At 58.2% G+C, this 21,640-nt stretch carries 21 protein-coding genes; 4 read left to right on the top strand and 17 right to left on the bottom strand.

The features are described 5' to 3' along the window. Nucleotides 1-422: 422 nt before the first annotated feature. The 7 genes from M1E10_RS04645 to M1E10_RS04675 all read right to left on the bottom strand — a co-directional run bounded on the left by M1E10_RS04645 (nucleotide 423) and on the right by M1E10_RS04675 (nucleotide 6,986). Nucleotides 423-1,172 carry a Crp/Fnr family transcriptional regulator gene (locus M1E10_RS04645; RefSeq protein WP_499172952.1) on the bottom strand — a complete coding sequence of 250 codons (750 nt, stop codon included), beginning with the start codon at nucleotides 1,170-1,172 and terminating at the stop codon, nucleotides 423-425. 183 nt (nucleotides 1,173-1,355) lie between these two features. Next, entirely contained in the window at nucleotides 1,356-1,976 is a 621-nt protein-coding gene (locus tag M1E10_RS04650) for a site-specific integrase (protein ID WP_499172953.1), read from the bottom strand. A gap of 450 nt (nucleotides 1,977-2,426) precedes the next feature. Further along, entirely contained in the window at nucleotides 2,427-3,998 is a 1,572-nt protein-coding gene (locus tag M1E10_RS04655) for a TerC family protein (protein WP_499172954.1), read from the bottom strand. 382 nt (nucleotides 3,999-4,380) lie between these two features. Next, nucleotides 4,381-4,941 (bottom strand): DUF2076 domain-containing protein, encoded by a 561-nt coding sequence (locus M1E10_RS04660; RefSeq protein WP_499172955.1) that lies wholly within the window; start codon nucleotides 4,939-4,941, stop codon nucleotides 4,381-4,383. Between the two features lie 26 nt (nucleotides 4,942-4,967). Next, complete coding sequence (locus tag M1E10_RS04665) at nucleotides 4,968-5,684, bottom strand: Bax inhibitor-1/YccA family protein (RefSeq protein ID WP_499172956.1); 717 nt, start codon at nucleotides 5,682-5,684, stop codon at nucleotides 4,968-4,970. Between the two features lie 17 nt (nucleotides 5,685-5,701). Next, nucleotides 5,702-6,463, bottom strand: a complete 762-nt coding sequence (locus tag M1E10_RS04670; RefSeq protein ID WP_499172957.1) for an anti-sigma factor family protein — start codon at nucleotides 6,461-6,463, stop codon at nucleotides 5,702-5,704. Then, nucleotides 6,456-6,986, bottom strand: coding sequence for a sigma-70 family RNA polymerase sigma factor (locus M1E10_RS04675; RefSeq protein ID WP_499172958.1), 531 nt, complete (start codon nucleotides 6,984-6,986; stop codon nucleotides 6,456-6,458). The genes M1E10_RS04670 and M1E10_RS04675 overlap by 8 nt, the downstream gene beginning before the upstream one ends. A gap of 367 nt (nucleotides 6,987-7,353) precedes the next feature. On the opposite strand from M1E10_RS04675, the gene M1E10_RS04680 reads away from it, so the two are divergent. Further along, complete coding sequence (locus tag M1E10_RS04680; RefSeq protein ID WP_499172959.1) at nucleotides 7,354-7,542, top strand: hypothetical protein; 189 nt, start codon at nucleotides 7,354-7,356, stop codon at nucleotides 7,540-7,542. Between the two features lie 19 nt (nucleotides 7,543-7,561). Here M1E10_RS04680 and M1E10_RS04685 read toward each other — a convergent pair whose 3' ends face one another. The 5 genes from M1E10_RS04685 to M1E10_RS04705 all read right to left on the bottom strand — a co-directional run bounded on the left by M1E10_RS04685 (nucleotide 7,562) and on the right by M1E10_RS04705 (nucleotide 10,761). After that, complete coding sequence (locus tag M1E10_RS04685; protein ID WP_499172960.1) at nucleotides 7,562-7,852, bottom strand: DUF982 domain-containing protein; 291 nt, start codon at nucleotides 7,850-7,852, stop codon at nucleotides 7,562-7,564. Nucleotides 7,853-8,005: 153 nt separating this feature from the next. Further along, nucleotides 8,006-8,194, bottom strand: coding sequence for a hypothetical protein (locus M1E10_RS04690; RefSeq protein ID WP_499172961.1), 189 nt, complete (start codon nucleotides 8,192-8,194; stop codon nucleotides 8,006-8,008). Between the two features lie 302 nt (nucleotides 8,195-8,496). Further along, entirely contained in the window at nucleotides 8,497-9,726 is a 1,230-nt protein-coding gene (locus M1E10_RS04695) for an MFS transporter (protein ID WP_499172962.1), read from the bottom strand. Between the two features lie 190 nt (nucleotides 9,727-9,916). Next, complete coding sequence (locus M1E10_RS04700) at nucleotides 9,917-10,267, bottom strand: VOC family protein (protein ID WP_499172963.1); 351 nt, start codon at nucleotides 10,265-10,267, stop codon at nucleotides 9,917-9,919. A gap of 194 nt (nucleotides 10,268-10,461) precedes the next feature. Continuing rightward, nucleotides 10,462-10,761: a hypothetical protein gene (locus M1E10_RS04705; protein WP_499172964.1), complete on the bottom strand. Its 300-nt coding sequence runs from the start codon at nucleotides 10,759-10,761 to the stop codon at nucleotides 10,462-10,464. Nucleotides 10,762-10,790: 29 nt separating this feature from the next. Between M1E10_RS04705 and M1E10_RS04710 the strand changes: the two genes are divergently transcribed. Further along, nucleotides 10,791-11,516 carry a CYTH domain-containing protein gene (locus M1E10_RS04710; protein WP_499172965.1) on the top strand — a complete coding sequence of 242 codons (726 nt, stop codon included), beginning with the start codon at nucleotides 10,791-10,793 and terminating at the stop codon, nucleotides 11,514-11,516. Nucleotides 11,517-11,652: 136 nt separating this feature from the next. Here M1E10_RS04710 and M1E10_RS04715 read toward each other — a convergent pair whose 3' ends face one another. The 5 genes from M1E10_RS04715 to M1E10_RS04735 all read right to left on the bottom strand — a co-directional run bounded on the left by M1E10_RS04715 (nucleotide 11,653) and on the right by M1E10_RS04735 (nucleotide 18,421). Then, entirely contained in the window at nucleotides 11,653-12,765 is a 1,113-nt protein-coding gene (locus M1E10_RS04715; RefSeq protein ID WP_499172966.1) for an endonuclease/exonuclease/phosphatase family protein, read from the bottom strand. A 173-nt stretch (nucleotides 12,766-12,938) separates the two neighbouring features. Next, complete coding sequence (locus tag M1E10_RS04720) at nucleotides 12,939-14,657, bottom strand: Na/Pi cotransporter family protein (RefSeq protein WP_499172967.1); 1,719 nt, start codon at nucleotides 14,655-14,657, stop codon at nucleotides 12,939-12,941. A gap of 30 nt (nucleotides 14,658-14,687) precedes the next feature. Continuing rightward, a complete protein-coding gene (locus M1E10_RS04725) occupies nucleotides 14,688-15,830 on the bottom strand; it encodes a type 2 periplasmic-binding domain-containing protein (protein WP_499172968.1) in 1,143 nt (380 codons plus the stop codon). A 749-nt stretch (nucleotides 15,831-16,579) separates the two neighbouring features. Continuing rightward, nucleotides 16,580-16,945 (bottom strand): response regulator, encoded by a 366-nt coding sequence (locus M1E10_RS04730; RefSeq protein WP_499172969.1) that lies wholly within the window; start codon nucleotides 16,943-16,945, stop codon nucleotides 16,580-16,582. Between the two features lie 33 nt (nucleotides 16,946-16,978). After that, the gene (locus tag M1E10_RS04735; RefSeq protein WP_499172970.1) at nucleotides 16,979-18,421 is read right to left on the bottom strand and encodes an ATPase domain-containing protein; all 1,443 of its coding nucleotides are present in this window, start codon (nucleotides 18,419-18,421) and stop codon (nucleotides 16,979-16,981) included. A gap of 35 nt (nucleotides 18,422-18,456) precedes the next feature. Between M1E10_RS04735 and M1E10_RS04740 the strand changes: the two genes are divergently transcribed. Then, nucleotides 18,457-19,650 carry a sensor histidine kinase gene (locus M1E10_RS04740; RefSeq protein ID WP_499172971.1) on the top strand — a complete coding sequence of 398 codons (1,194 nt, stop codon included), beginning with the start codon at nucleotides 18,457-18,459 and terminating at the stop codon, nucleotides 19,648-19,650. 545 nt (nucleotides 19,651-20,195) lie between these two features. Further along, nucleotides 20,196-21,419, top strand: coding sequence for a GGDEF domain-containing protein (locus M1E10_RS04745; protein ID WP_499172972.1), 1,224 nt, complete (start codon nucleotides 20,196-20,198; stop codon nucleotides 21,417-21,419). The last annotated feature ends 221 nt before the right edge of the window (nucleotides 21,420-21,640 follow it).

Below are 21,640 nucleotides of genomic sequence, written 5' to 3' on the forward strand. Positions count from 1 at the left end.
CTAATATAGTTATAAACAAGGCTGACGTCTTGTCATCAGGCTTTGGTCGGAGAGGGTGCCTTTTGGGGTAGCCATACGACCGCCTTAGCGAAGCTGCTTTGTAAGCTTCGCCCATACAGGTTGGCCGTCAGCTCCTCCAGAACCTCGCGGAAGGTGATGGTGTGGAGCACTTCGCCAGACGAATTGGTGATCTCAATGGAGATAGGTCGGTTCTCGTCCGACCTTTATGTCCTCGGCCATGATAGCGGGCGCATCGGTTTTCGGCTCGTTCACCTCAGAGACCAAGTCTAGCAGTTCCGACCCGTCCGGGTCTTCGACCAGGGTCATGTTGTTTCGCATGTGAAAGAAGTAGCTGACTATCGCGTCCAAACAGATTCCGCAGGTTCAGGTTCCGCTCTCGCAGAAGGGATTTCGGGAGTCAGCTATCCGGTGATGGGGACAACATTCGATGGTCCTGAGGTCCCGCTGCCGATCAGTCGATCATACTCCTGCTCGGGTCTACCATAGGCATCCCTTGCGAATTCTTCGAGAGCAGCTCGGTTTCGGATGAGGATTCGCCCTCTTTCCGACCGGATGAAGCGGTTGCCCTCAAGAACATGCAGCGCTGTCGTTACGCTTGGGCGACGGACTGCGAGCATCAGGGAAATATAATCATGTGTGAGGTACAGCTCATCCCCATCGGCGCGGTCGTGACACATCAAAAGCCAGCGAGCTAAACGCTCATCAACAGGGTGGCTGACATTGGACAAGGCGGTATACGAGACCTGAATTGCCAGAGCCTGGCTGTAGCAGGCGACGAGGCGAGCGAACGGTGGGCTACCCTCCATCGCCTTCAGGAAGCTCGCGTAAGTGATGCGGTGACCGCTGCCCGCGCTCTGTATCACAATCTCATGAGCGCTGACGTCAGCACCCACTGCCGCCAGCACAGGCGAAAATCCCTCTCGCCCAAACATGCCAGCCTCAGCCTTGTTTCCCTCAGGCGAGACGGCCACAACCGAGCCGATGCCACTATCCGGGAAATAAACGTAGTCGATCGGACCGTTGAAAGCGGCGATGACGAAGTTCTTGGGTAGGTCGATGGCGATCAGGTCGCGGCTGAACTTCGCCAGCTCTTCAGGTTCTAGCTTCGAGAGCAGAACGTTTCGCACGGACGAGGAATGATTCGGTGACATAACGGGTCCCCCTCTTGCAGGCGGGAGCACGTAGTAACCCTCAGCCGTCAGCGCCTACAGGATCGGTTGCCGACGATAATCCAGACGTTGGTCGCGCTCCCAAAAAGTCAAGGGTTGCTTAAGAAAGGTGACGTCCGCTTGTGGCGCGAGAGAGACCACCGGCTGTCGCCGATGGTCAAGAGCCTATAGCTCAATTTGCTCCGCAATCCTGAGCGCATCGTCCACCTCAACGCCGAGGTATCGGACCGTGCTTTCCAGCTTCGTGTGACCGAGCAAAATCTGGACTGCCCGAAGATTGCCCGTCTTCTTGTAAATCTGCGCTGCCTTGGTTCTCCTCATGGAGTGAGTGCCATAAGCGCTGGTGTCGAGCCCGATGGACGCGACCCATCGGTGGACAATTCGAGCATACTGCCTCGTCGACAGATGCTGCGACGTCTTCCGGCTGCTTGGAAACAGATAGCTGCTGCCATTCCTTCGAACAAATGGGAGCCACGCCGTGAGTGCGATCTTGGTCTGTTCGGTGACCTCGAACTGTACGGGCCGCTTCGTCTTCTTTTGAATGATGGTCGCCCGATCCCGGATCGAACTACCTGACCACAAGTCCTCAACCCTCAGCTTGACGAGATCGCAAGCGCGAAGCTTGCTGTCGATGGCAAGATTGAAGAGCGCCAGTTCACGGATCGCGCCGCTCATTTCGAGCCGAACGCGGATCGACCACACGTTCTTTGGCTGCAATGGGCGCTTCTGGCCAACGAGGATTCCCTTGTTCCATGGATATCGATCACGCAGTACAGCGGTGTCCATACCAAAGCCTCCGCCACTCCTCCCGCCGCGTCGCCTCCATCAGGCAGCGGATTGTAGCACATCTCGTCGCTACTCGGCCCGAAGTTGTCTTCCGACGTGCACCATGGGGCGACAACCCGCCCATTCCTCCTCTGCGGTGCTGCTCAATGTATGAACCGCTTCAAAGCACCAAGACCAGTAGTAGCCAACCGGAGGCGACTGTTCGGAGCACCAGCTTGTGGATGGGCGTTTGGGAAGACCCGGCGTTCCAGACGCAGTGCCAGATGAAGATATTATATGGCAGTGGAAGAAGGATGACGACCAGCGTCATCCATCCGGGGTATCCGTAAGCGGACAATGCTAGACCCGTCGCCAGGCAAAAGACGGAAGAACAGGTTCCGAACAGGAGCATATCCCTCCAGAACATGACATACAGTCTAGCCCTGCCGGATAGCCTGTCTGAGAAGAACCTCATCCCGACATGGTGTCCGCCGCACGCCCCCGCCTGATCCTCACCTTGTCGATGTTTCTACCGTCGAGTGAGACGATCTCGTATGTGAGGTCACCATAAGGGATTGTCTCTCCTTCTTTTGGCAAATGACCTAGTCGCCATAGGATCAAGCCCGCAAGCGTCGAGTAGCGATCAGCATCGTCCACCAGGTCGACATCAAGCAGCTTGGAGACGTGACGGATGTCAATCCAGCCGTCGACGAGCATGGAGCCGTCTTCGTCATGAACGACGGTTAGTTGCTCTTCGTCGTCATCTGCGAAATCACCAGCGATTGCTTCCAGCAGGTCAGTCGGCGTGACCATGCCCTCCATTGAGCCATGCTCATCCATAACGATAGCTACCTGTAGAGGCGACTGGCGCAATTGCTCCAGCAACCGCAAAGCGCTGACGCTCTCATGGACCACCAGGGGCTGTCGAAGGGACCGCGTGAAGTCGATCTTGCCAGTCTCGATGAGGTCTCTCAAAAGGTCCTTGGCAAGAGCCACGCCAAGGAATTGATCCATGCTGCCCCGGGCAATCGGGAAGCGGGAATGTCCCGTGTCAATGATCTTCCGTCGCAGCTCCTCGTCGTCGTCATCCATGTCAAGCCAATCGATATCCAGTCGAGGTGTCATGATGGACTTCGCGGGACGGTCGGCGAGTGTCAGCACGCTTTCGATCATCTCGTGCTCTGCCGGAGTGAACAGCTCACTTTCAGTTGCGCGTTCGGCAATAACATCGGCCGTTTCGCCGAGGGATGCTTCAGGTCGCCGACTTCCAAGCAAGGAGAGCACGGCATCCGCAGTCCTTTCTCGTAAGTCGCCGGTTGTCATGACGCGCTCACGATTGCGACGGCCGACCTGGTTGAAGGCTTCGATGAGGACCGAGAAACCGATCGCGGCATAGAGATAGCCCTTGGGGATATGGAATCCGAGGCCTTCCACGATCAGCGAGAAGCCGATCATCATCAGGAAGCCCAGGCAAAGAATGACGACAGTCGGATGCTTCGATACGAACGCCATAAGCGGCTTCGAGGAAAGCAACATGACGCCAACAGCAATGATAACGGCGATCATCATTACGGAGAGATGTTCGACCATGCCGACCGCTGTGATGACGCTATCGAGCGAGAAGACGGCGTCCAGCACGACGATCTGCACGAGGACTTGCCAGAAGACTGCGTGCTCGATCTTGCCTTCCTTCATCCCTGCATGCCCCTCAAGGCGCTCATGCAACTCCATGGTGCCCTTGAACAGCAGGAAGAGGCCCCCGAAGATCAGGATCAGATCGCGGCCGGAGATTTCCATCCCGGCTACAGTGAACAGTGGGGCGGTGAGGGTGACGATCCAGGCGACGGAGGCAAGAAGGGCGAGCCGCATGCCCAGCGCAAGGCCAAGACCGATAAGCCGGGCCTTCTCGCGCTGATGGGGCGGGAGCTTATCGGCAAGGACGGCGATAAAGACGAGGTTGTCGATGCCGAGGACAATTTCGAGCACGACCAGTGTGGCAAGACCAGCCCATGCAGCGGGGTCGGATATCCATTCGAATATCATTGAATTAAGAGGCCGCTCTTCTGAAGCGGGCCAATCCTTGTGTTGTTGATGGTAAAACGGGGAAAGCAATGTGGGAACGGAACCTTGTCGATAGCGGCAGGGTCCGTTGCGCAACTTGCACGGTGGCGAGGGGGTATCTCACCCAATCGTCGTCGGTTCGGGATGCTGGCGCGACTATCCGGCTCCTCAGGCATAAAAGAGCCTTCCTGGATCAGACGACGCCAAGAGCATGTCTTCGACTGGCGGACCCACCCTTCCTCGGACAGGAACGAGAGCGCCAGCAGGGGGCGAAGTAAGTACCATGGTAGCTTTCTGGTCGAGCATTGAGCCGCCGGAGCTTGGGAGGATGGAGGCGTCCGGCGGCCCAACTCAGGGTACGAGGTCAGATATCCTCGTCACCGCCGAAGTCGAAGTCGTCTGTGGGAGCTTCAGCATCAGGCTCCGCCTCGGGCTCAGCGGCCTGAGCCTCGTTGCCGCCCATCATGCCCATGATTGCGTTCCCGAGCAGGACGCCGCCGGCGACGCCCATAGCAGTTTGTGCCGCGCCAGCCAGAAAGCCGCCACCACGTTGCTGAATTCCCTGCTGACCTCCGTTGCCCCAAAGTGACGGAGCTGGGGCAGCCCCTCTATGCGGTGACGGTCGAGGAGCCGTGCGGGACGGCTGTGAGCTACTGCCGAACATTGAGGAAAAAAACCCACCGCCTTGAGATTGGCCGCCAGGCGCTATCCGTGACTCAAGCTCTTCGATCCGACGCTGGGCAGCTTCAAGTGCCTGCTCCTGCACGACGATGGTCTGCGCCATATAATAGGGCGCACCTGGCTGTTCTCCGACCCGTTGCTGAATGAAGCGTTCAGCTTCGACGTCGCGCTGGCCAGATTGCTGCTCGACCTGAGCGAGCTTGGTGAACAGAGCTTCGATGGCCTGTTGGTCATTACGATCCATCAGTTGTCTCCTTGGGTAAATGAAACTTACTCTTCACGCTGGCCGGTGAAGTTGAGCAGCAACTGGAAGATGTTGACGAAGTTCAGGTAGAGCGACAGGGCACCAAAGACCGCGATCTTCTGCTGTGATTCCTGGTCGAAGTTCTCTGCATATTGTTCCTTGATGTTCTGCGTATCCCAGGCGGTCAGGCCGACGAAGACGACGATCCCGATCACGGAGATGGCGAACTGCAAGGCGCTTGACCCAAGGAAGATGTTCACGATGGACGCAATGACGACGCCGATCAGGCCCATGATCAGCAAAGAGCCGAACTTCGACAGGTCTCGCTTCGTGACATAGCCGTAGAGGCTCGTCGCGCCAAACATGGTGGCTGCGATGAAGAAGGTGCGGGCGATGCTAGCACCGGTGAAGACGAGGAAGACCGAGGCAAGTGACAGACCCATCACCGCGCAGAACGCCCAGAAAGTCATCTGAGCAGTCGAGGTCGACATCGTCTGAATGCGGAAGGAGAAGAAGAAAACGAACGCAAGTGGCGCTAGCATCACCACCCACTTGAGCGGCGAGGAGAAGATCGGAACGTAGAGGGCCGGGGTAGTCCCGACTATAAAGGCGACGAGCCCTGTCACCACGAGGCCGAGGCCCATATAGTTGTAGACACGCAGCATGTGCTGGCGAAGGCCTTCGTCAAAGGCAGCGACCGAGGTCTGTCCGAAGCCGCTGAATCGGTTCTGGTTGGGATACATGATGATTTCCTTGGAGATCAGTAGAGGGAGTTCTTCAGAGTTTCCGCCTCATCGACCAATCCGGTTTCGGGCGCACTTGAAACGACGGCATAGGCGACATCACCGATCTGCCACCATGCGGCTTCAGCACCGGACAGGTTGATGTCGGCTACAGGTTCAACGGCAAATGTGCCGGGTCGGCTGGCAAACAGGGAAATCAATGTGTCGTCCTGCGTCCGTACGAGTGCCTCTACGCTGAAACCGAACGCGGCGGGAAATACCTGGACATCAACAACCTTCCAGCCCTCAGGCAGTTGAGGCATGACGATCCCGGTTGCTGAACGGATGTCGGCCCTGTCGTATGCTTTCACCTCTGGTTGCGAATGCATCTGGGCACGAAGGAGCGATGTCGTATGGGCACGAAGAGCTTGTTCTACGAACGCGGGTGGATGGGCGCTGGCGTTCACATCGCGAGTCCCCATGGATGTGTTGGCAAACCATCCTGCCGCCACGAATAGCGCAACCGTCGCGGCCTTTCTAACGTTCGACCACATCCGGGCCTCGGAAAGGCTCGACTGGAGACGTTGCGCCACCCGGCGTGTCCGTGGCGCACAGTCAGTGTCATCTGACAACATTGCGAGTTTGAGCGTCGTGCCCATACTCAAGTCGGCCATTACGCGAGCGGCAACCTCCGGGTGTGCCGACAGCCAGCATTCGACACGAAGGCGTCCGGCAGCGTCCAACTGACCGTCCACATAAGCTTGGATGTCGGTCTCATTTTGCGAAATTAGTTCAGTCATTGCTGCCTCCGACGACCCTCAGATGCGTAGGCCTCGCTGCGCTCTCCTCAAATTCCCGAAGTGCCGCTCGTGCCCGTGAAACACGAGACATCAGCGTTCCAACCGGGACGTCCAGGATTTGGCTCGCCTCTTGATAGGTGAGTTCCTCCACTGCAATAAGGTGGAGCGCCTCGCGCTGGTCCTGCGGGAGGTTCTTGAACGCTTCGCGAACCTGGGCGAGCCTGATGCCGTGTTCCTGGTGAGGAGGGTAGGATGTCTCCGCGTGCGACTGTGTCTCAGCCTCGCGACGTCCGCGAGCTGCGGCTGTACGCATTCGATCCACATAGTTGTTGTGCAGAATGGACATCAGCCATTTCCGGAGGCTTTCTCCCCGCCGGAAGGTGGAGCGCCGCTCATAGGCGCGTAGAAGAGTGTCATGTACCAAGTCTTCTGCGTCTGCGGCATTGTGGGACAGGGAGTGCGCGTATCGCTTTAGGGCCCCAAGTTGGCCAAGGACGTCAAACGTGCTCTTCCTGTCACTCATACCCCGGTATACGGAGCAGCAGCGAGATGTCTTGCATGCAAGTGCAGATTTTTTTTCAGAGTCGTCATCCCGGCACGTCAGCGATAGACCAAGCGATGCCGCCTGACCCTGCTAATTGCAATCCGGTTGACGAGTGAACTGAAGTTAGAAGACCTATGTCCGCTGTTGGCGTACACCCTACGATACTCCCCGGTCCTTGCGGACACCTGGACGAGTGGCTGGCTCGATCGTAGCCATGTCTCCAAAATGACGCAGAGCCGAGCCTTCATGTCGTATAGCAGGAAGTGAATGTGCGGTGCCGTACCATACCACTTGTCGCATTGACACCTCAGTCCCGGAGGGAATGAATAGGGCTATCGGAGGTATCATGATGATGCAAAAGTCCGTCTACACGCCGGAGCAGATCAAGCGCCTTTCAGAAGCCCATCGCATATTGTGCGCTGACCGCCTTATCGATCCACACAGTCTGCAAGGCCGCGAGGTGGCAGGACTGCTGCTGGACAAATGTACGGGCGACGAGCCGAATGATGTGATCATGCGGCGCGTTGCGCACTAAACCTTTAAGGGGCGTTTCTTTATCCCTTGCGAGCCGACGCTCTCTCTTGTGGAAGATTGCGCTGCCACGGCCGAATGCTGACGTTGGCATCAACTGCTGCCGCGATGAAGGCCTTACGAGCTATGTCATCTGTGGTCTTGCCTTCAAGCGCGTCCAGACACTTCTGCATCGCATTTAGCCATTTAGCACCTCCGATGACAGGCCACCGATAGGCCAATGCTTCGGCCGCGTGTTCGGTTCGGCCTATAAGCTGGAATGAACCCATTGACCCTGTCTGGACCTCGATCGGAACTTTCCACTCGCTGCGCATCACACCACACCCACTCCGTAGGCAACATTTGCTTCAACATGGACGGTAGGATTCAGGCACTATCGGCTAACCCGCCGATGAGTTCCCTTCGCTGAAGGCGCTGAAAGCACCACAACTACTTCGTAATGATTGTGGTGGCAGATGGCAGTAGGCTTAGCGGGTGATCAGCGAACGCCGTGCGTTCATGAGAAGTTCCTGCTCGGTAGCGAAGGACCCCAAGAGCCGAAGCATTTTGCGTTCTTCAACGTCATCAAGCTTGCTGCGGCGAGCAAAGGCGCTCACGCACAACTTCTTTTTCGCAGCATCATGGGCCGCGTCGGAAGGCACAGTATAAGATTTCATATCTCACCCTTGTACGACTTCGCCAGCGGAGTGGAGTCAGAAGTCTCTCTGCGCCTTATACAGGCAATGCTAATAAAATCCGTGTTGGTCAGATGGCGTACCATTCACGTCCGCATGCTGATGCGCTCAGGAGCAGAGGACGGCAGCGCAGCACCTTCCCGGTTCCTACCAAGACCTCAGAAGGATCATGATTCATTTCCTCGGAACAGACGAACTGTCAGAGGCAGTCGAAGCTATGATCGCCCGTCTTGGCATGACTGCTTTTGGCGCGAAGCGGAAGACGGCAGTCGGCCCTTTTATGGTCATTTAAGCCGTCCGGCTAAAAACGCGACAACTGCCAGAAACTGGACCGCCACCGCCAATATGAAAATGGCGGGGTCGGAGATCGTCCGGGCGATGCCGAACAGCGCGGGAGCGAGAGCATAGATCGCCTGGCTCAGAGCCACGATCAGCGGCACCACTCGGGAAACATCGGCTTTGTCGAATTCCACCTGAGCGATGAGAGGCGGGAGCGATGTGGCATTGCCAATGCCGAGGCCGAAAAGCAGGATCCCGACAACTATTGCAGCAGCATTTTCTCCGGCCGTCGTCAAAAGCATCAGGGTGCCGATGATCTGGACGCCATAGCTTGCGGACGCGATCAGGCGGCGGTCCGCCGAAACCGGCATCAGCCAGCCGATGCCCGTGCGCCCGAGGATTGCCGCAACGGTAGCCCCTCCCATCAGCAGGCCCGCCGCCTGTGTTCCGAAGACCGGAACCATGATCGAAAACAGATGGGCCAGCAGCCCGATCTGCGCAAACAACCCGGCAGCCATACCTGCTGCCAACGTCAGGAAGCGGCGGTCGCGCCACAGCAAAGTGCCTGCTGAGGGCGGAGCAAGTGATGGAGCCGTCGCCTCGTGGTTCGGCCGTGCTCCGTCCGGAAATTGCCCCAAAAGGTCTGGAGATTTGGCGAATGCCAGAACGGACAAGGCGGTCACAGTGGTGACCATGGAGATGCCGACGATGACGGCTGCCTGTGCAAACCCGCTCGAGGCAATGAGCGTGACCCACAGGGGCGAGAAGACGACGCCACCCACACTCGCGCCATTGTAGGCCATGGATAGTGCTGCCGGGCGGGCGCGGACAAACCAGGGTGCGATAATGGCATTCACCGCGGCAGCGCCCATCGCAACCCAGCCAGTTCCGCTCAAGAGAGCGGCGGCAAATAGCTGCCACGGCTGATCGGCAAGAGACCAGCCGACGACGCCGATGGCGAGAAGAACCGCGCCGGTGACGGTGAGCGAGGGAACACCCGCAAGCCGATACAGTCGCGGAAGGTTTGCAACGACCGCTGCGCCGACCAAAAAGTGCAGCGTTACGGCAGCCGAGACAAACGCGACGGACCATCCCGTTCGCTGGACCACCATCTGTAGGTAGATCGGTGGTCCGTAAAAACCGACACCCCAGCCAAAAACTGCCAGCACGAAGGTCGCAGCGACCACATGCCAGCCGAAGAAGGTTGCCGTCGTGGATGGTGGGCAAGATGTCATGACCTGAGCTCCAATGGGGACAGCCCCTTATGGCAGCTTCCCTGAAACGAAGTTTCGGTCACGATCGAAGTGTTGGCGCATTTTGCGGCTAGTTGCGTAAGTCCCACGACCGCTCTCGGCCGGATGAGCTTGTGCCGACTGCAGTTGACGTTTCCGCTGCAGAATGAACTTTGCGAACAAGCGAATGCAGTTATGTCCTGGCTTCGGTGACGTGCCAGAGCACGCCCGACGGGTCGTGGATGAACCCAACGATCATTCCCCAATCCTGCAGGGCGGGCGGGGTCGGTGGCTTCGTTCCGAAGCGATCAGCGACACGTTCCGGATCGTAAATGCTCCACCAAACGGTTGCGTCAGGAACGGTCAGTTGCATCACGAAATTTTCCGCCAGCTCCTTCACGTAAAAGTTCTGTAGGATGAAGCTGTCATTGCCGCTCACCATCACGGCGATACTCGCGTCTGCGTATCTCGTCTCAAAGCCAAGAGCCTCATAGAACTGCCTCGACCTTTCATGATCAACCGATGGCAAGAATGGTCGAAGCATGAGGCACCTCGGTGAGCTGTTAGAATGATGGCCTATGTTGAGCCATCTGGAACTCCGGAGCAAGCCAAACTGACCATGCCAATTCTGGAAATTGTTCGTTCCTGTAAGGCTATTTCTCCTACTGTCGCACAGGCGACCTGAAGTCTCTGAGACCGATGTCGGACGCTACAAAGACGCCCCATCACGACAGGCTACTAGAGGAGCGGTCCCGAGGCACGCCGCGGAGTAGGCCGCGTCAGTCCTTTGGTCTCGGCAAGGAGTGATCCTTGAGAGGCATTTGGCCATTCCATCAGCCACTTGTGGCGCCTAGCTGCCTCCTGCAGCTCCGGCAAAGTCCTATTCCCTTCGCGAAAGAGATTGATGAATACTTCTGCCGCGATAGCTGCTTCAGGAGATTGCCTGTCGACGAGACGCTCGCGGCACCATTGAGCCAACGCGGCCTCTAAGATCTTCAGTTCAGCAGGACCAAAAGCTGTTTCGAAGAATTTCTTCAAGTCATTTCTCCCGATCCGGGCCAGCAGGTATGAACAGCCCATTGGCATTTCAAGGGACGGACCGCGTGCTGGCCTCCCTCTATGCCAACATCGCGGTGTGGCGCCTCATCGCAGGCAGGACGAGGGAAATATGCGGGGTGTCGATGATTGGTTTCAACAAAGCCGCAGCAGCTTACCGTACTGTTCCCATTCGAAAATCTTATCAACTCGGTACGAGCAATCTTGCGTCGTCAATGCCTTCTCCATACGGAAGGGAAGCATCTGGAGTTGTAGCAATGGCATTGGAAATCGAGCGCAAGTTTCTGGTCGTGGACCAGTCATGGCGGACCCTGACTGGGAACGGGCGCCATATTCTTGATCACCTGATCGCGCGGTTTGATCTGGGTAAAGCTCGCATCAGGGTCTGTGAAAACAAAACGACCCTAACTATCAAGAGTGCTCGCCGCGGATTTTCTCGATGCGAGTACCATGTTGAGCTAACAGAGGCCGACGGACAGGCAATGATAGCGGACTTCGCGAGGGACCCCGGGTTGGAAAAGATCCGTTACGAAATTCATATCGACGATGTTGTCTGGCAGGTCGACGAGTACCTTGGGCCGTTGCGGGGTCTGGTCACGGCCGATGTCGAACTGCCGTCCGAGGATCATCGTTTTGACAAGCCGGATTGGGTGGGCGAGGAGATTAATGGCGACACTCGCTACAGCTCAAGCACGCTCTCCGCCGCAGTTGAAGCGGTCCAATCAATGCGGCCTTAAGCTAGGAGCATCTTTCCTAAATCGCCGCGGCTGAGTGACGGTGTGGCTTGAACAATCTCCCAACAATTCGCAGGTCGAGCGTCAATACTTCCTTGCTGGAAGGACCCGCGGCATTCGCCTAAAGCTGAGCTCCTGATCAAAGGTCGACATCGACCCATATCGCGGCGTGGTCGGAGCCCGCGTCCTGCTTGCGCCTCAGCTCCTCGTAGACCTCCCAACGTGCCGGACGCGAGCCCGGCCACATCCCCCTGCGAAGCACCCCGCCTTTTTTGACCCGATCGAACAGCTTCGGCGACAGAAGAAGATAGTCGATCTTGTTCGACGCGTTGCATAGACCGTAGGTGCCGGGATATCCGCCGTCATCGAAGGCCGGGTGCTCAAAGGCGTCTTTGAGGTCGCTCTCGGCTAGCAGCGGCTTCAGTGGGTCGCTGTCTGGCGTGTCGTTGAGATCGCCAATCACGGCAATGTGCTCGTTGCCATCCGCAATCAGCGCCTCATAAATCACCTTCACCCGCTGCGCCTGCGCCTTGCGTCTGCCGTTGGATGCGGTGATGCTGCCGTAGCCTTTGCTCTTGAAGTGATTGACCATCACGACGAGCGAATTTCCCGCTGGCGTCGTCACATAAAATGCTGGACAGTCGCGGGAAAAAAGGGGGTCGCCATTCGCGGCGAGGTCGTCAACATGGCTACGCATAAGGCCGATCGGATAACCCTCGCGCGTGACCAGTCCGACATCGATACCGCGTTCGTCATTGCCATCGATCACCATCACATGGCGAAAGGGTGTGCCGCCCATGGCGCGAATGACTTCTTTGTTAAAGGCGGCAAGCACCGGACGGCTTTCCGCCTCGACTACGCCAAGGACGTCTGCTTCCACATCCATCAGGACGCGCGCGGTGTTGTGCATTGCATGTTCATTGATCGGCTCGTCGCGCAGTTCCAGTGAGCCGACCCAGTCCGCGCGGCCATCGGCGACAACCTCGATGCCGCCTGTCCTGGGCCTCCTCACCAGACCACCACGGTTACGACGCAAAATAACGAACGGCCCGGTATCGGATTTCTCAAGGCCGAGTTCGATCATGAGCTCGGCCATCTTGCGCTTGATCGCATCGGTATAGGCGATTTCACCCAGAAGCGCATTGAGGGCTGCAAACTTCTCCAGGATCGGCTTGCCGTCCTCCCAGGTGTCCAGGTTCATCGCCTTGGCACGATCGAACAGGTTCTCGACATTGTAGGCCGCAAGCCGCATGGCCGCCCTCCCATAGATGATCTGTGCTGCCGGGTGTCGTGCTCGTGGCAAAGATCACCTTGGCCGCAAGTTTCATACGCTATGCTGGCACCTGGCTGACTGCACAAGATCCCGGTGTGTCGACTTGCCCTGAAGTAAACAAGTCATCGCCACGCGCGTTTCGATCGGGCTACTCACTCTGCCGGAACCATCTCCCCGGTGGGCGGCAGACCGCGTTTCTCGGCCGGCGAAACCACCGGGGTCCGGGCTATACCGCTGCGGTCGACCGAGGCGCGCTCGTCGACGATGCGCTGCACGAGGTTCTCGGCCCGCTCCATCGAGCCGAGCAGCGCCAGCAGCGCGCCCTTCTCCCCGGCCTGGATGTCACCTTGGCTCAGAACCTGCCACCGCAGGTCCTCGAACGAAGGCAGCGTCGAGTGCCCTGACGGCATGCGCGGCTGCATGGTAGGATCGAGCAGAACGCGGTTCAGCGCCTGGTCCACATGTTCCAGTCCCTGGTCGAGGACCCGCACTGCCGCCGTCGAAAACGGCTCGCGTTTCACGCGGCGCGCAATCTGATACAGCGTTTCGGAGAGAGACGATGTGAAGTCGACTTCCTCGATCATCGAGGCAACGAGGTCGAGCTGGTCACGCGACAGGCCGTCCTGGAACAGCCGGGACGAAAAGGCGCGTATTTCACGCGACAGGGCGTCAGTGGCAGCCGCGTGTTCGGTCGGGTCGGTGGGCGCGCCCTTCTTGTTGCGGGCAACATCGAGAAACACGGCCCCGGCCCGCAGGTGCCGCTGCGCCTCTTGCTGGACAGCGGGCAGCGCGGTGTTGAAGTCGGCGGCGGCGCTTGCGCTGAGATACCGTGGAACCGAGTAGTCCTCGATATTCTCGGCGCTGGTGTGGCCGACACGGCTGAGAACCCGTTCGAATGTGCTCACGAAAGGGAACAGGATCAACATGTTGAAGATGTTGAACACGATCGAGAAAACACCGACCGCGATGGGAACGCCGGGGAAGGTCTCCTGACCATCGACGATGATCGGCGCGCCGGGATCAATTCCCCACATGTTCAGGATCGAGCTCAGAACCCAGATCGCCGGGAAGAACAGCGCCAGGACGACGGCGACGCCGATGAAGTTGAAGCTGATATGCGCATAGGCCGCGCGCTTGGCGTTCTTCGATAAATTGAGCGAGGCCATCCACGAGGTGATGGTGGTGCCGAGGTCGGCGCCGACGGCGAAGGCAATCGCGGTTTCCCAGGAGAGGATGCCCGAAGCGCCGAGACCCATCACGATGCCGATGGTTGCCGACGACGAATGGATGAGTGCAGTGATGCCGGCAGCGATCATCACGCAGAGGACCACCCCGCCGAAGCTGGAGGCATCGAGGGTCTGGATGACGGCCAGAACCTCCGGCATGTTGCGCATCGGCTTGAGCCCGCCGGTCATCAGGTTGAGGCCGTAGAAGATCAGAGCGAAACCCATGCAGGCCAATGCGACATTGCGCAGCCGGTCATTCTTGGCAAAGCAGTAGACCAGCGCGAACAGGCCACCGAACAGGAGGCCTAGAGGGCCAAGCGGCAGGGCAATCAGACCATTACCCAGTGTCGTCCCGATGTTCGCACCCATGATGACTGAAATTGCCGAGCGCAGGCCGAGCACGCCCGCGTTGACGAGACCTACGGTCATGACAGTCATCGCGGTGGATGACTGGATGATGCCGGTGATCAGCGTGCCCGCGAGCACCCCTTTGACCGGCGTACCGGCCATTCTGGCCAGCCACTCGCGCATCTTGTTGACAGAGAGTGCTTGGATCCCGTTGGCCATGAATTCGAGACCGAGCATGAAGATGCCCAGACCCCCGATCACGGGAACGATGATCTCCTTGAAAAGATCAACTTCCACAGTCCTACCTCAGCTAAGCGCGACGCGCGGTTACGAATTCTGGTCAAGTCGGGTCGCCCAGAGCCTTTCGACAGCCTGGACAGCCTCGGGCGGAAGGGCAACATATCCAAGCTCCTCCGCCTGGCGGGGCGCTTCGGCGTAAAAGTAGCGAAAGAATGCGAGCGCCCGGTCGGTCTCGGCCGTTCTTTCAGCTCTGGTCACGACATATACAATGGCGGTCATCGGCCAACCGGCACCGTTGATGGCGACGGTCTCGGCGGACCAGTCGACGCCCGCGGCGGCGGCGGCGATGGTTTTGGGCGTGGCGGCGACGCTGGCGCCGTTGCCGTCGATCAGGTTCACCACGGTCAGCCCGGCGCGGCGGGCCTGGCCAATCTCGGCATAACCAATGGCGCCCTCGGTGGCTGCTACCGAGGCCACCATACCGGTGCTGCCATCCGTCGCTTCGCCCACTGGCCAGTCCAGTTGCGCCGCATGACCTGCAATCCAACTGTCGCTTTGGGCCAAGTAGCCGGTGAAGGTATAGGTGGTGCCGGAGCCTTCGCGGCGATAGCGCACCTCGATCAGCTGGTTGGGTAGGACGGCACCACTGTTCAGCGCGGCGATGGCAGGGTCGTTCCAGTTGGTTACATTGCCCGTATAGATCGCGGCGAGGACATCAGCGTCTAGCGTGAGCATTCCCGACGGAAGGTCAAGGTTGACCACCGGGGCCGCGGCGCCCAGCACCAATGGGAACTGCATCCGGCCCTCGGATGCCAAGTGGTCTGCTGTCGTCGGCACCTCCGTGGCCGCGAAGTGGACCGCCGGGCTTGCCAGGCGGATCAGGCCGCCAATGGACCCCACTGGATCGTAGTCTAGAGCCGAAATCGACCCGGCCCAATCAGAGCTTTGCCCCTCCCGCGTGGCCGGGTCGATGCGGTCGGCCGCGAGATAACCCTGATAGGCTGTCGAGACACTTTGCAGAATGGGCTGCACCAGGGTGGACCCGGCGCCCATCAGGCGACCTTCCTCGTTGGAGCCAGCGGCTGCAAAGACCAGAAACCCCAGCCCCGCGAAGGTCACCGCCGCGACAGCGATGCGCCGTCCCAGCGGCCAAGGCTGGCGCACCACGGCAACGCCGTCATTCCCGGACGCGAGCATATATGCGAACTCCCGATTCTTAGTCAGCAGCACTTGCAGTCTTCAAAGGGTTACCATCGGGCCATGACGGGTTTGTGAACCAGTCAGCGGGTAACTGTAAGTAGCCTAACCGGCCGATCGTCACGAAATCTTCTCCGCGCTATTGCCGAACCGCCATCGGGCCGTCGGTGCGGGCGGCAAACAGGCCGGAGCAGCTAAAGAACCTCGAACGGCGTGGGCTACTTCTGAGGACCATCGAGTTGGTTCGATACATGCGAAAGTCGATCAGTCTCCCGTTGTCCCAGAAGAGGGTGACGTGATCGTGGAGCTACAGTGTAGGTGGCCGCCATTGGAAGCAATGCCACATCGCCGGAAGAGATACGCGATGTGCTATTGACGGCCGCTGGCATGATCCGGGATATGCACGTGCTGGATAAGAGGGCGGAGCGCCGCCTAGTAGGAAGCCGCTTTGCTTCAAGCACCTCAAGTGCACGATGATCAAGTTGAGCAAGAGCATCTGACATAGCAACAATAAAAGCGCTTCAGTTTTCGCTGCCTCAAAATCGGGAAGCTCTGCTCCCGCCGGAAGAAAATCCCTCTCCTTAGCCAGCTCCTAGGCGTCGGCTAGCCAACATTTTGATTAGCCTGAATGGCTGATCTGGAGACAGGAGCCGGCTGTCAGCTTCGAGCTGTCGAGGCGCAGCAGTGGCCGCAAACGCTAGCGTCGCCCCAGATCGGTGATAGCGCTTTGCAAGATGCTCGGCGGTCCTGGATGCACCTTCAGCAGAACCGTTCGACCCCGCTTAAGACCTGCCGGCCAAAGCACCCTCCACGGCCATGAGGAGCCGGGTCTCGTCATACGGCTTATCGAGCACGTCATCGAACATGTCAGGATGGGACCGTCCGATGCTCGCCTGTGCGCCACTCACCAGGATAATGGGGATGGCGGAGAGCTCCTCATCTGCCCGCAAGGCCTGTGCGAGTTCCAGCCCGGTCATGACCGGCATCATGAAATCAGTGATGACGAGGTCCGGCCGTCTCTCCTTCACGAGCGAAAGTGCCGCCTGCCCGTGTGGCGCAGCGGCCACTTCGTGGCCAGCGTCTTCAAGCATGATGCTCAAAACATCAGCTATCAGAAACTCATCTTCCGCAATCACGATTATGGCCATGTCAGATGCTCTCGTTTCCTCGACATGACGCGGTCACGTTGGAAGGGGCGTTGCCAGTCCTGTAGCGGCATTGACAACGGGTGGAAGCGGAACATCGATCCTTAAGCCCGTGTTCCCGAAGCTGACTTCGTGGATCGCAGGATCGAAGGCGCTGTCTCTGACTTTCAGGACCGACAGCGCCTTCTTGTATCGAGACTCCGCCTCGATGTGGCGTAGCATGACAAGATTATCGATCAGGCTGGACAGTTCCGATCCTGGTGCCGTCAGCGTCGGCCCGAAAAGGTCGCGGAGTTCCCAGGTGGCTATGGTCGTGACCCTAAGTCCTCGCAGTTCATTGGTCAGAGCGGAGAAGAATTCGGTCATCCGCGGCTGATAAACGGCCGCACGTTGAAAGCCACCTAGACCGTCAAGGAAAAGCCTCTTCACCTTGCGCTGCCTGAGCGCCTGAAGAAGCTGGTGGCCCAGCTTGTCCAGCAAGTTCTCAGTCATGGGCTCCCAGATGATTTCCAGGTCACCCGCCTCAATAGGACCTTCGATGTCCACCCCCAACGCCCTGGCCTTTGCCCGTAGGCGGGTGGGGGTCTCATAGAACCCAAAATGAAGTGCCGGTTCGTCTTTGCTGGCCTTGGCAAGGAAGCTGAGGCCGACGGCGGTCTTGCCTGCGCCGGAGGGTCCGAACACCAACGTGACAGAACTTGATGGTAGCCCGCCGCCCAACAGGTCATCAAGTCCTTCAACACCTGAAGCTACTGCCGCCAACGAAGGCTCATCCTGGGTAGATGGACTTCGAAGTGCCGCCTCAAGGCGAGGGTAAGCGGTGAAGCCGGATGATGTGATCTCGAACTGGTGGAGCCCTCCCAGCGCGGGGCTCCCTCTAGACTTCTTCACCTGAAGCCGCCTGACCGAACGTACGCCCGGGACTTCCTCGTGGAGTTCGATGACACCATCAACCATAGTGTGTTCCGGGCTGTCGTCCGCAAACCTGGTGCTGGTCAGGAAGAGCACGCTGCATCCTACGAAGGCTGCCTGGCTCTGAATTTCCGCAACAAAAGTCTTAACATCAAGCGGGGAGTCTGCCCGGTCTCTGGCATTCAGCAGTCCGTCGAAGACCAGCAGTGTCGCGCCTTGCCGGGCGATCTCCTTGCGCACCAGCTCGACAACGGCGGACAGACCACTATCACGAAGCGTTTGGAAGACGCTCACATAGGATAACGTCACTCCAAGCTGACTGCGGTCGAAGAAATCGAGTGTCCCCAGCACCTGGAAGAGCCGATCATGGGTCTCCGCCAGGAGCGTTATGTACAGAACCTTGCGTCCTGCCCCGACGTTCGCAAACGCGACTTGGTTGGCCAGAATCGTCTTGCCCGCCCCTGGCTGCCCCTGAACTATGTAGGACGCACCTTCGATGAAGCCGCCGCCCAGTATCTGATCAAGGCCGCTCACGCCGCTGATGATCCTCGGAAGAGATTGTGTCACTTGGATTTCCCGCCTGTTCCCCGCACTACACTAGGGTGGCGAGCCTGTTTTGCAACGGCCTTTGCCTATCTTTCCCCCGGCGCCAAATCTATGTACTGCTTTATTCATGCAATCAGCGACAAGGGCACAAGACTGATGACATCTTCGCCCGGCATCCGGATGTGAGTGCGGCTTCTCCCGAGGCTGGTGAGAGACGCGTCGCCGGCGCAAGCGCGCTGGCTGTCGCACCTTACGATCCCAAAGAGCTGCTGGCCTCAATCGTTGAATCTTCGCAAGACGCGATCATCAGTAAGACGATCAACGGTATCATAACGAGCTGGAACCGCGGTGCCGAACAGCTCTTCGGTTATCGGGCCGAAGAGGTCGTTGGAAAGCCGATCACGATCCTTATTCCGGAGGATCGACTGGATGAAGAACCTGCCATTCTTGCAAAGCTCCGCGCTGGTCAGAAGGTTGATCACTTCGATACGATACGTCGGCGAAAGGACGGCTCGCTCCTCGACATTTCGCTGACGATCTCGCCCTTAAGGGACAGTGACGGCACCATAGTCGGTGCTTCCAAGATCGCTCGCGACGTCTCCTCCAGAAAGCGTGAAGAGGAGCGGCAACGCCTGCTCCTGGGAGAAATGCATCACCGGGTGAAGAACCTGTTCGCTCTCACCAGCGGTTTGATCACTATGGCATCGAAATCCGCTATATCGCCAGAAGAGTTGGCCAATTCGATGAGGCAGCGGCTCTCGGCGCTGGCTGCTGCTCACGATCTAACTCTAGTCAGCCTTGATGGCCCGCAAGAGCGCGGCGAGGGTGCCACGCTGCATCAACTGATGGAAAAGGTTGTGGCTCCGTACCAGGATGAACCCCGGCAGCGCATTTCTCTATTGGGTCCTGATTTCCCTGTCGCGCAGGGCCACACCACTAAGATTGCGCTCCTCTTCCACGAATTGGCCACTAACGCCGCCAAGTACGGCGCGTTATCGTTCCCCGATGGCCGAGTAGCCATCACGACCAAGGCTGTTGACGATCAGATCATTCTTGCCTGGAAGGAGACGGGCTGCCCTTCGGTTTCGGAGCAAACCTCCTCGCCAGGTTTTGGCACAAGACTGATCGACTCAATTGCCAGAGGCTTCCCCGCTACGGTGAATAGGGAGTGGGGACCAGATGGTCTGTGCGTTACTTTCGAAATCGCCGTTCGCACTCTTCAGCCGGGAAGTTCTGTAGGTCCAAGTTGAGGACGACGCGGAAGCGCAGGTAAGACCCTGCCAAGGCAAGGTGCTGATCGAAGCAGTAAAGGAACACCATCCGCGTCCGACAAGAAAGATATTTCTCGGGCAGCGTTTCTCAGCGTGATCCTCGACGGAACACGATCCTAAAGACACTCAGACTTTGCACGACATCACCATGGGCACGAGGGATGAGGGTGATTAGTAGCTCTGTGGTACCTGCTCTTGAAAGGAACGGAACCTGCGACCCCTGCCCTTGTATACCCCCTGCGTTGTAGGTCCCGTGGTGAGCAGGGAACTTAGGCTGCCAAAAACGCCGCATCAAACCGACCTGCAATATATCTTATGCTCATAGAAGCCTCTTTGAACGTCAGCCCAACTGGTGACGTTCTGCCCAGATGCGGTGCATCGGCTTCGTGAACCTGCATGGCATACTGAAAGCAAAGACCGTCGCGGTCCCGGATGCGTTTGATCAAATGCAATCGAAAAAATTCATCGGAGGTTCTGCGTTCAGACCGTAATCACCTTCGGGGGCTCATGAAGGTAGTGCGGGAATGCCTGATTTTTACACCATCTACCTGCTTGTCATTCTCTTCGGACTTTCCAACTGTGTAATATGGGGTGCGATCGCTTATCGCTATCGCGACCTCTCCGCCGCCCGCTACTGGCTTTCCGCCAGCGTTGCCGGCGTCGCGGGCGGGCTGATCCTGTCGAGCCAGGGTAATGCCGGCTACCTTCTGCAGACTGTTGGAGGTAACACAGTCATCATTCTCGGTTTTTGGCTGAATTACATCGGGCTCCGGAAGCTTCACGGCGATGGTCCCAACCTGATCTGGACTCTGCTGTTGCTAGCGGCCTGCCTGATCGGGATGCTGGCGACCTTCCACCTCTGGTATGGTCGCAATCCCCTTTATACCCTGTTGCAGTCCCTGCCCTTGTTCCTGACTTTTCTCTATCTGCTCAGGAAGTCCCGGCTCGAGCTGGGAGCTGGGATCACCTGCTCTGCGGTAGCTGTCGCATGCATTTCCCACTGGGTCATTGCTGGCGGCAACATCCTGCTCCTGACGGGAATAATGCCGACTCTTGAGTTGAAAAACGCTGCGGCAGTCGACCTCCTTGTGTTCCTTTTTGCTGCTGTCACCTGGAATTTCGGCTTCCTGATTTCCGTCATCGATCACCTTCACCGCGACGTTGAGCGGCTTGCGAATGAAGACGACCTGACGGGCCTGGCCAACCGACGACTGTTCATGAAGCATCTTGAGGTGGCATGTGGCACGGGCTCAAAGAAACCTTTCAGTCTGATGCTCTTTGATCTTGATCGCTTCAAGACGATCAACGACAGCCATGGGCACGCGGCAGGGGACGCTGCCTTGAGACACGCAGCGAACGTGTTTCGTCACCACTTGCGGCCAGGTGACGTGTTCGCACGGCTGGGCGGCGATGAATTCGGCATACTTTTGCCGGCGACCGGAGACGGAGAGGCAACCTCCATCGCAGAGCGGGCTATTGGGCATCTCAAAGCCTCGCCCTTCCGCTGGCGAGATGTTTCCCTCAATATCACAACCAGCATTGGAATAGCCTCATTGAGGAACAACGCCGTGCAGCCTGATGTCATCATGGAAGAAGCGGATCGGGCGCTCTATGAGACAAAACGGCGAGGCAGAGACGGCTTCACCTTGCATACACTTGATCAGGGACGCAGGCAGTCTGGCAAGGTGATCGGATTGGAACTTGGCGCCTTTCAAACCCCACGCGTATTGAATGCCATCAAATCGTAGTGCGTTGATCGCCAGCGGGCAAATGGCTCCGAAGTCAACTGAGGGCTAAAGCCGGAAGGGATGGAAGCAGGTAAGACGGTGACGCCTTGAAAGGAATCGAACCGCCGGCCATCAAGTTCGCAGCAATTTCTTTGGTTAAACGAGACGTTGAAGATGTGTCAGCGAACTGGTGCACCACAGGTCTTGGTGGGCCCCCGTGGATGACTCCACCAACTTCCTTG

The organism is Rhizobium sp. PK7-22, assembly GCF_056530405.1.

Excerpts from the sequence above, each read along its gene's own strand:
- M1E10_RS04670 (WP_499172957.1), bottom strand. The coding sequence starts at position 6,463 with ATGACTGAACTAATTTCGCAAAATGAGACCGACATCCAAGCTTATGTG.
- M1E10_RS04700 (WP_499172963.1), bottom strand. The coding sequence starts at position 10,267 with ATGCTTCGACCATTCTTGCCATCGGTTGATCATGAAAGGTCGAGGCAG.
- M1E10_RS04675 (WP_499172958.1), bottom strand. The coding sequence starts at position 6,986 with ATGAGTGACAGGAAGAGCACGTTTGACGTCCTTGGCCAACTTGGGGCC.
- M1E10_RS04680 (WP_499172959.1), top strand. The coding sequence starts at position 7,354 with ATGATGATGCAAAAGTCCGTCTACACGCCGGAGCAGATCAAGCGCCTT.
- M1E10_RS04715 (WP_499172966.1), bottom strand. The coding sequence starts at position 12,765 with ATGCGGCTTGCGGCCTACAATGTCGAGAACCTGTTCGATCGTGCCAAG.
- M1E10_RS04690 (WP_499172961.1), bottom strand. The coding sequence starts at position 8,194 with ATGAAATCTTATACTGTGCCTTCCGACGCGGCCCATGATGCTGCGAAA.
- M1E10_RS04660 (WP_499172955.1), bottom strand. The coding sequence starts at position 4,941 with ATGGATCGTAATGACCAACAGGCCATCGAAGCTCTGTTCACCAAGCTC.
- M1E10_RS04730 (WP_499172969.1), bottom strand. The coding sequence starts at position 16,945 with ATGGCCATAATCGTGATTGCGGAAGATGAGTTTCTGATAGCTGATGTT.
- M1E10_RS04695 (WP_499172962.1), bottom strand. The coding sequence starts at position 9,726 with ATGACATCTTGCCCACCATCCACGACGGCAACCTTCTTCGGCTGGCAT.
- M1E10_RS04710 (WP_499172965.1), top strand. The coding sequence starts at position 10,791 with ATGAACAGCCCATTGGCATTTCAAGGGACGGACCGCGTGCTGGCCTCC.
- M1E10_RS04745 (WP_499172972.1), top strand. The coding sequence starts at position 20,196 with ATGCCTGATTTTTACACCATCTACCTGCTTGTCATTCTCTTCGGACTT.
- M1E10_RS04655 (WP_499172954.1), bottom strand. The coding sequence starts at position 3,998 with ATGATATTCGAATGGATATCCGACCCCGCTGCATGGGCTGGTCTTGCC.
- M1E10_RS04665 (WP_499172956.1), bottom strand. The coding sequence starts at position 5,684 with ATGTATCCCAACCAGAACCGATTCAGCGGCTTCGGACAGACCTCGGTC.
- M1E10_RS04685 (WP_499172960.1), bottom strand. The coding sequence starts at position 7,852 with ATGCGCAGCGAGTGGAAAGTTCCGATCGAGGTCCAGACAGGGTCAATG.
- M1E10_RS04650 (WP_499172953.1), bottom strand. The coding sequence starts at position 1,976 with ATGGACACCGCTGTACTGCGTGATCGATATCCATGGAACAAGGGAATC.
- M1E10_RS04645 (WP_499172952.1), bottom strand. The coding sequence starts at position 1,172 with ATGTCACCGAATCATTCCTCGTCCGTGCGAAACGTTCTGCTCTCGAAG.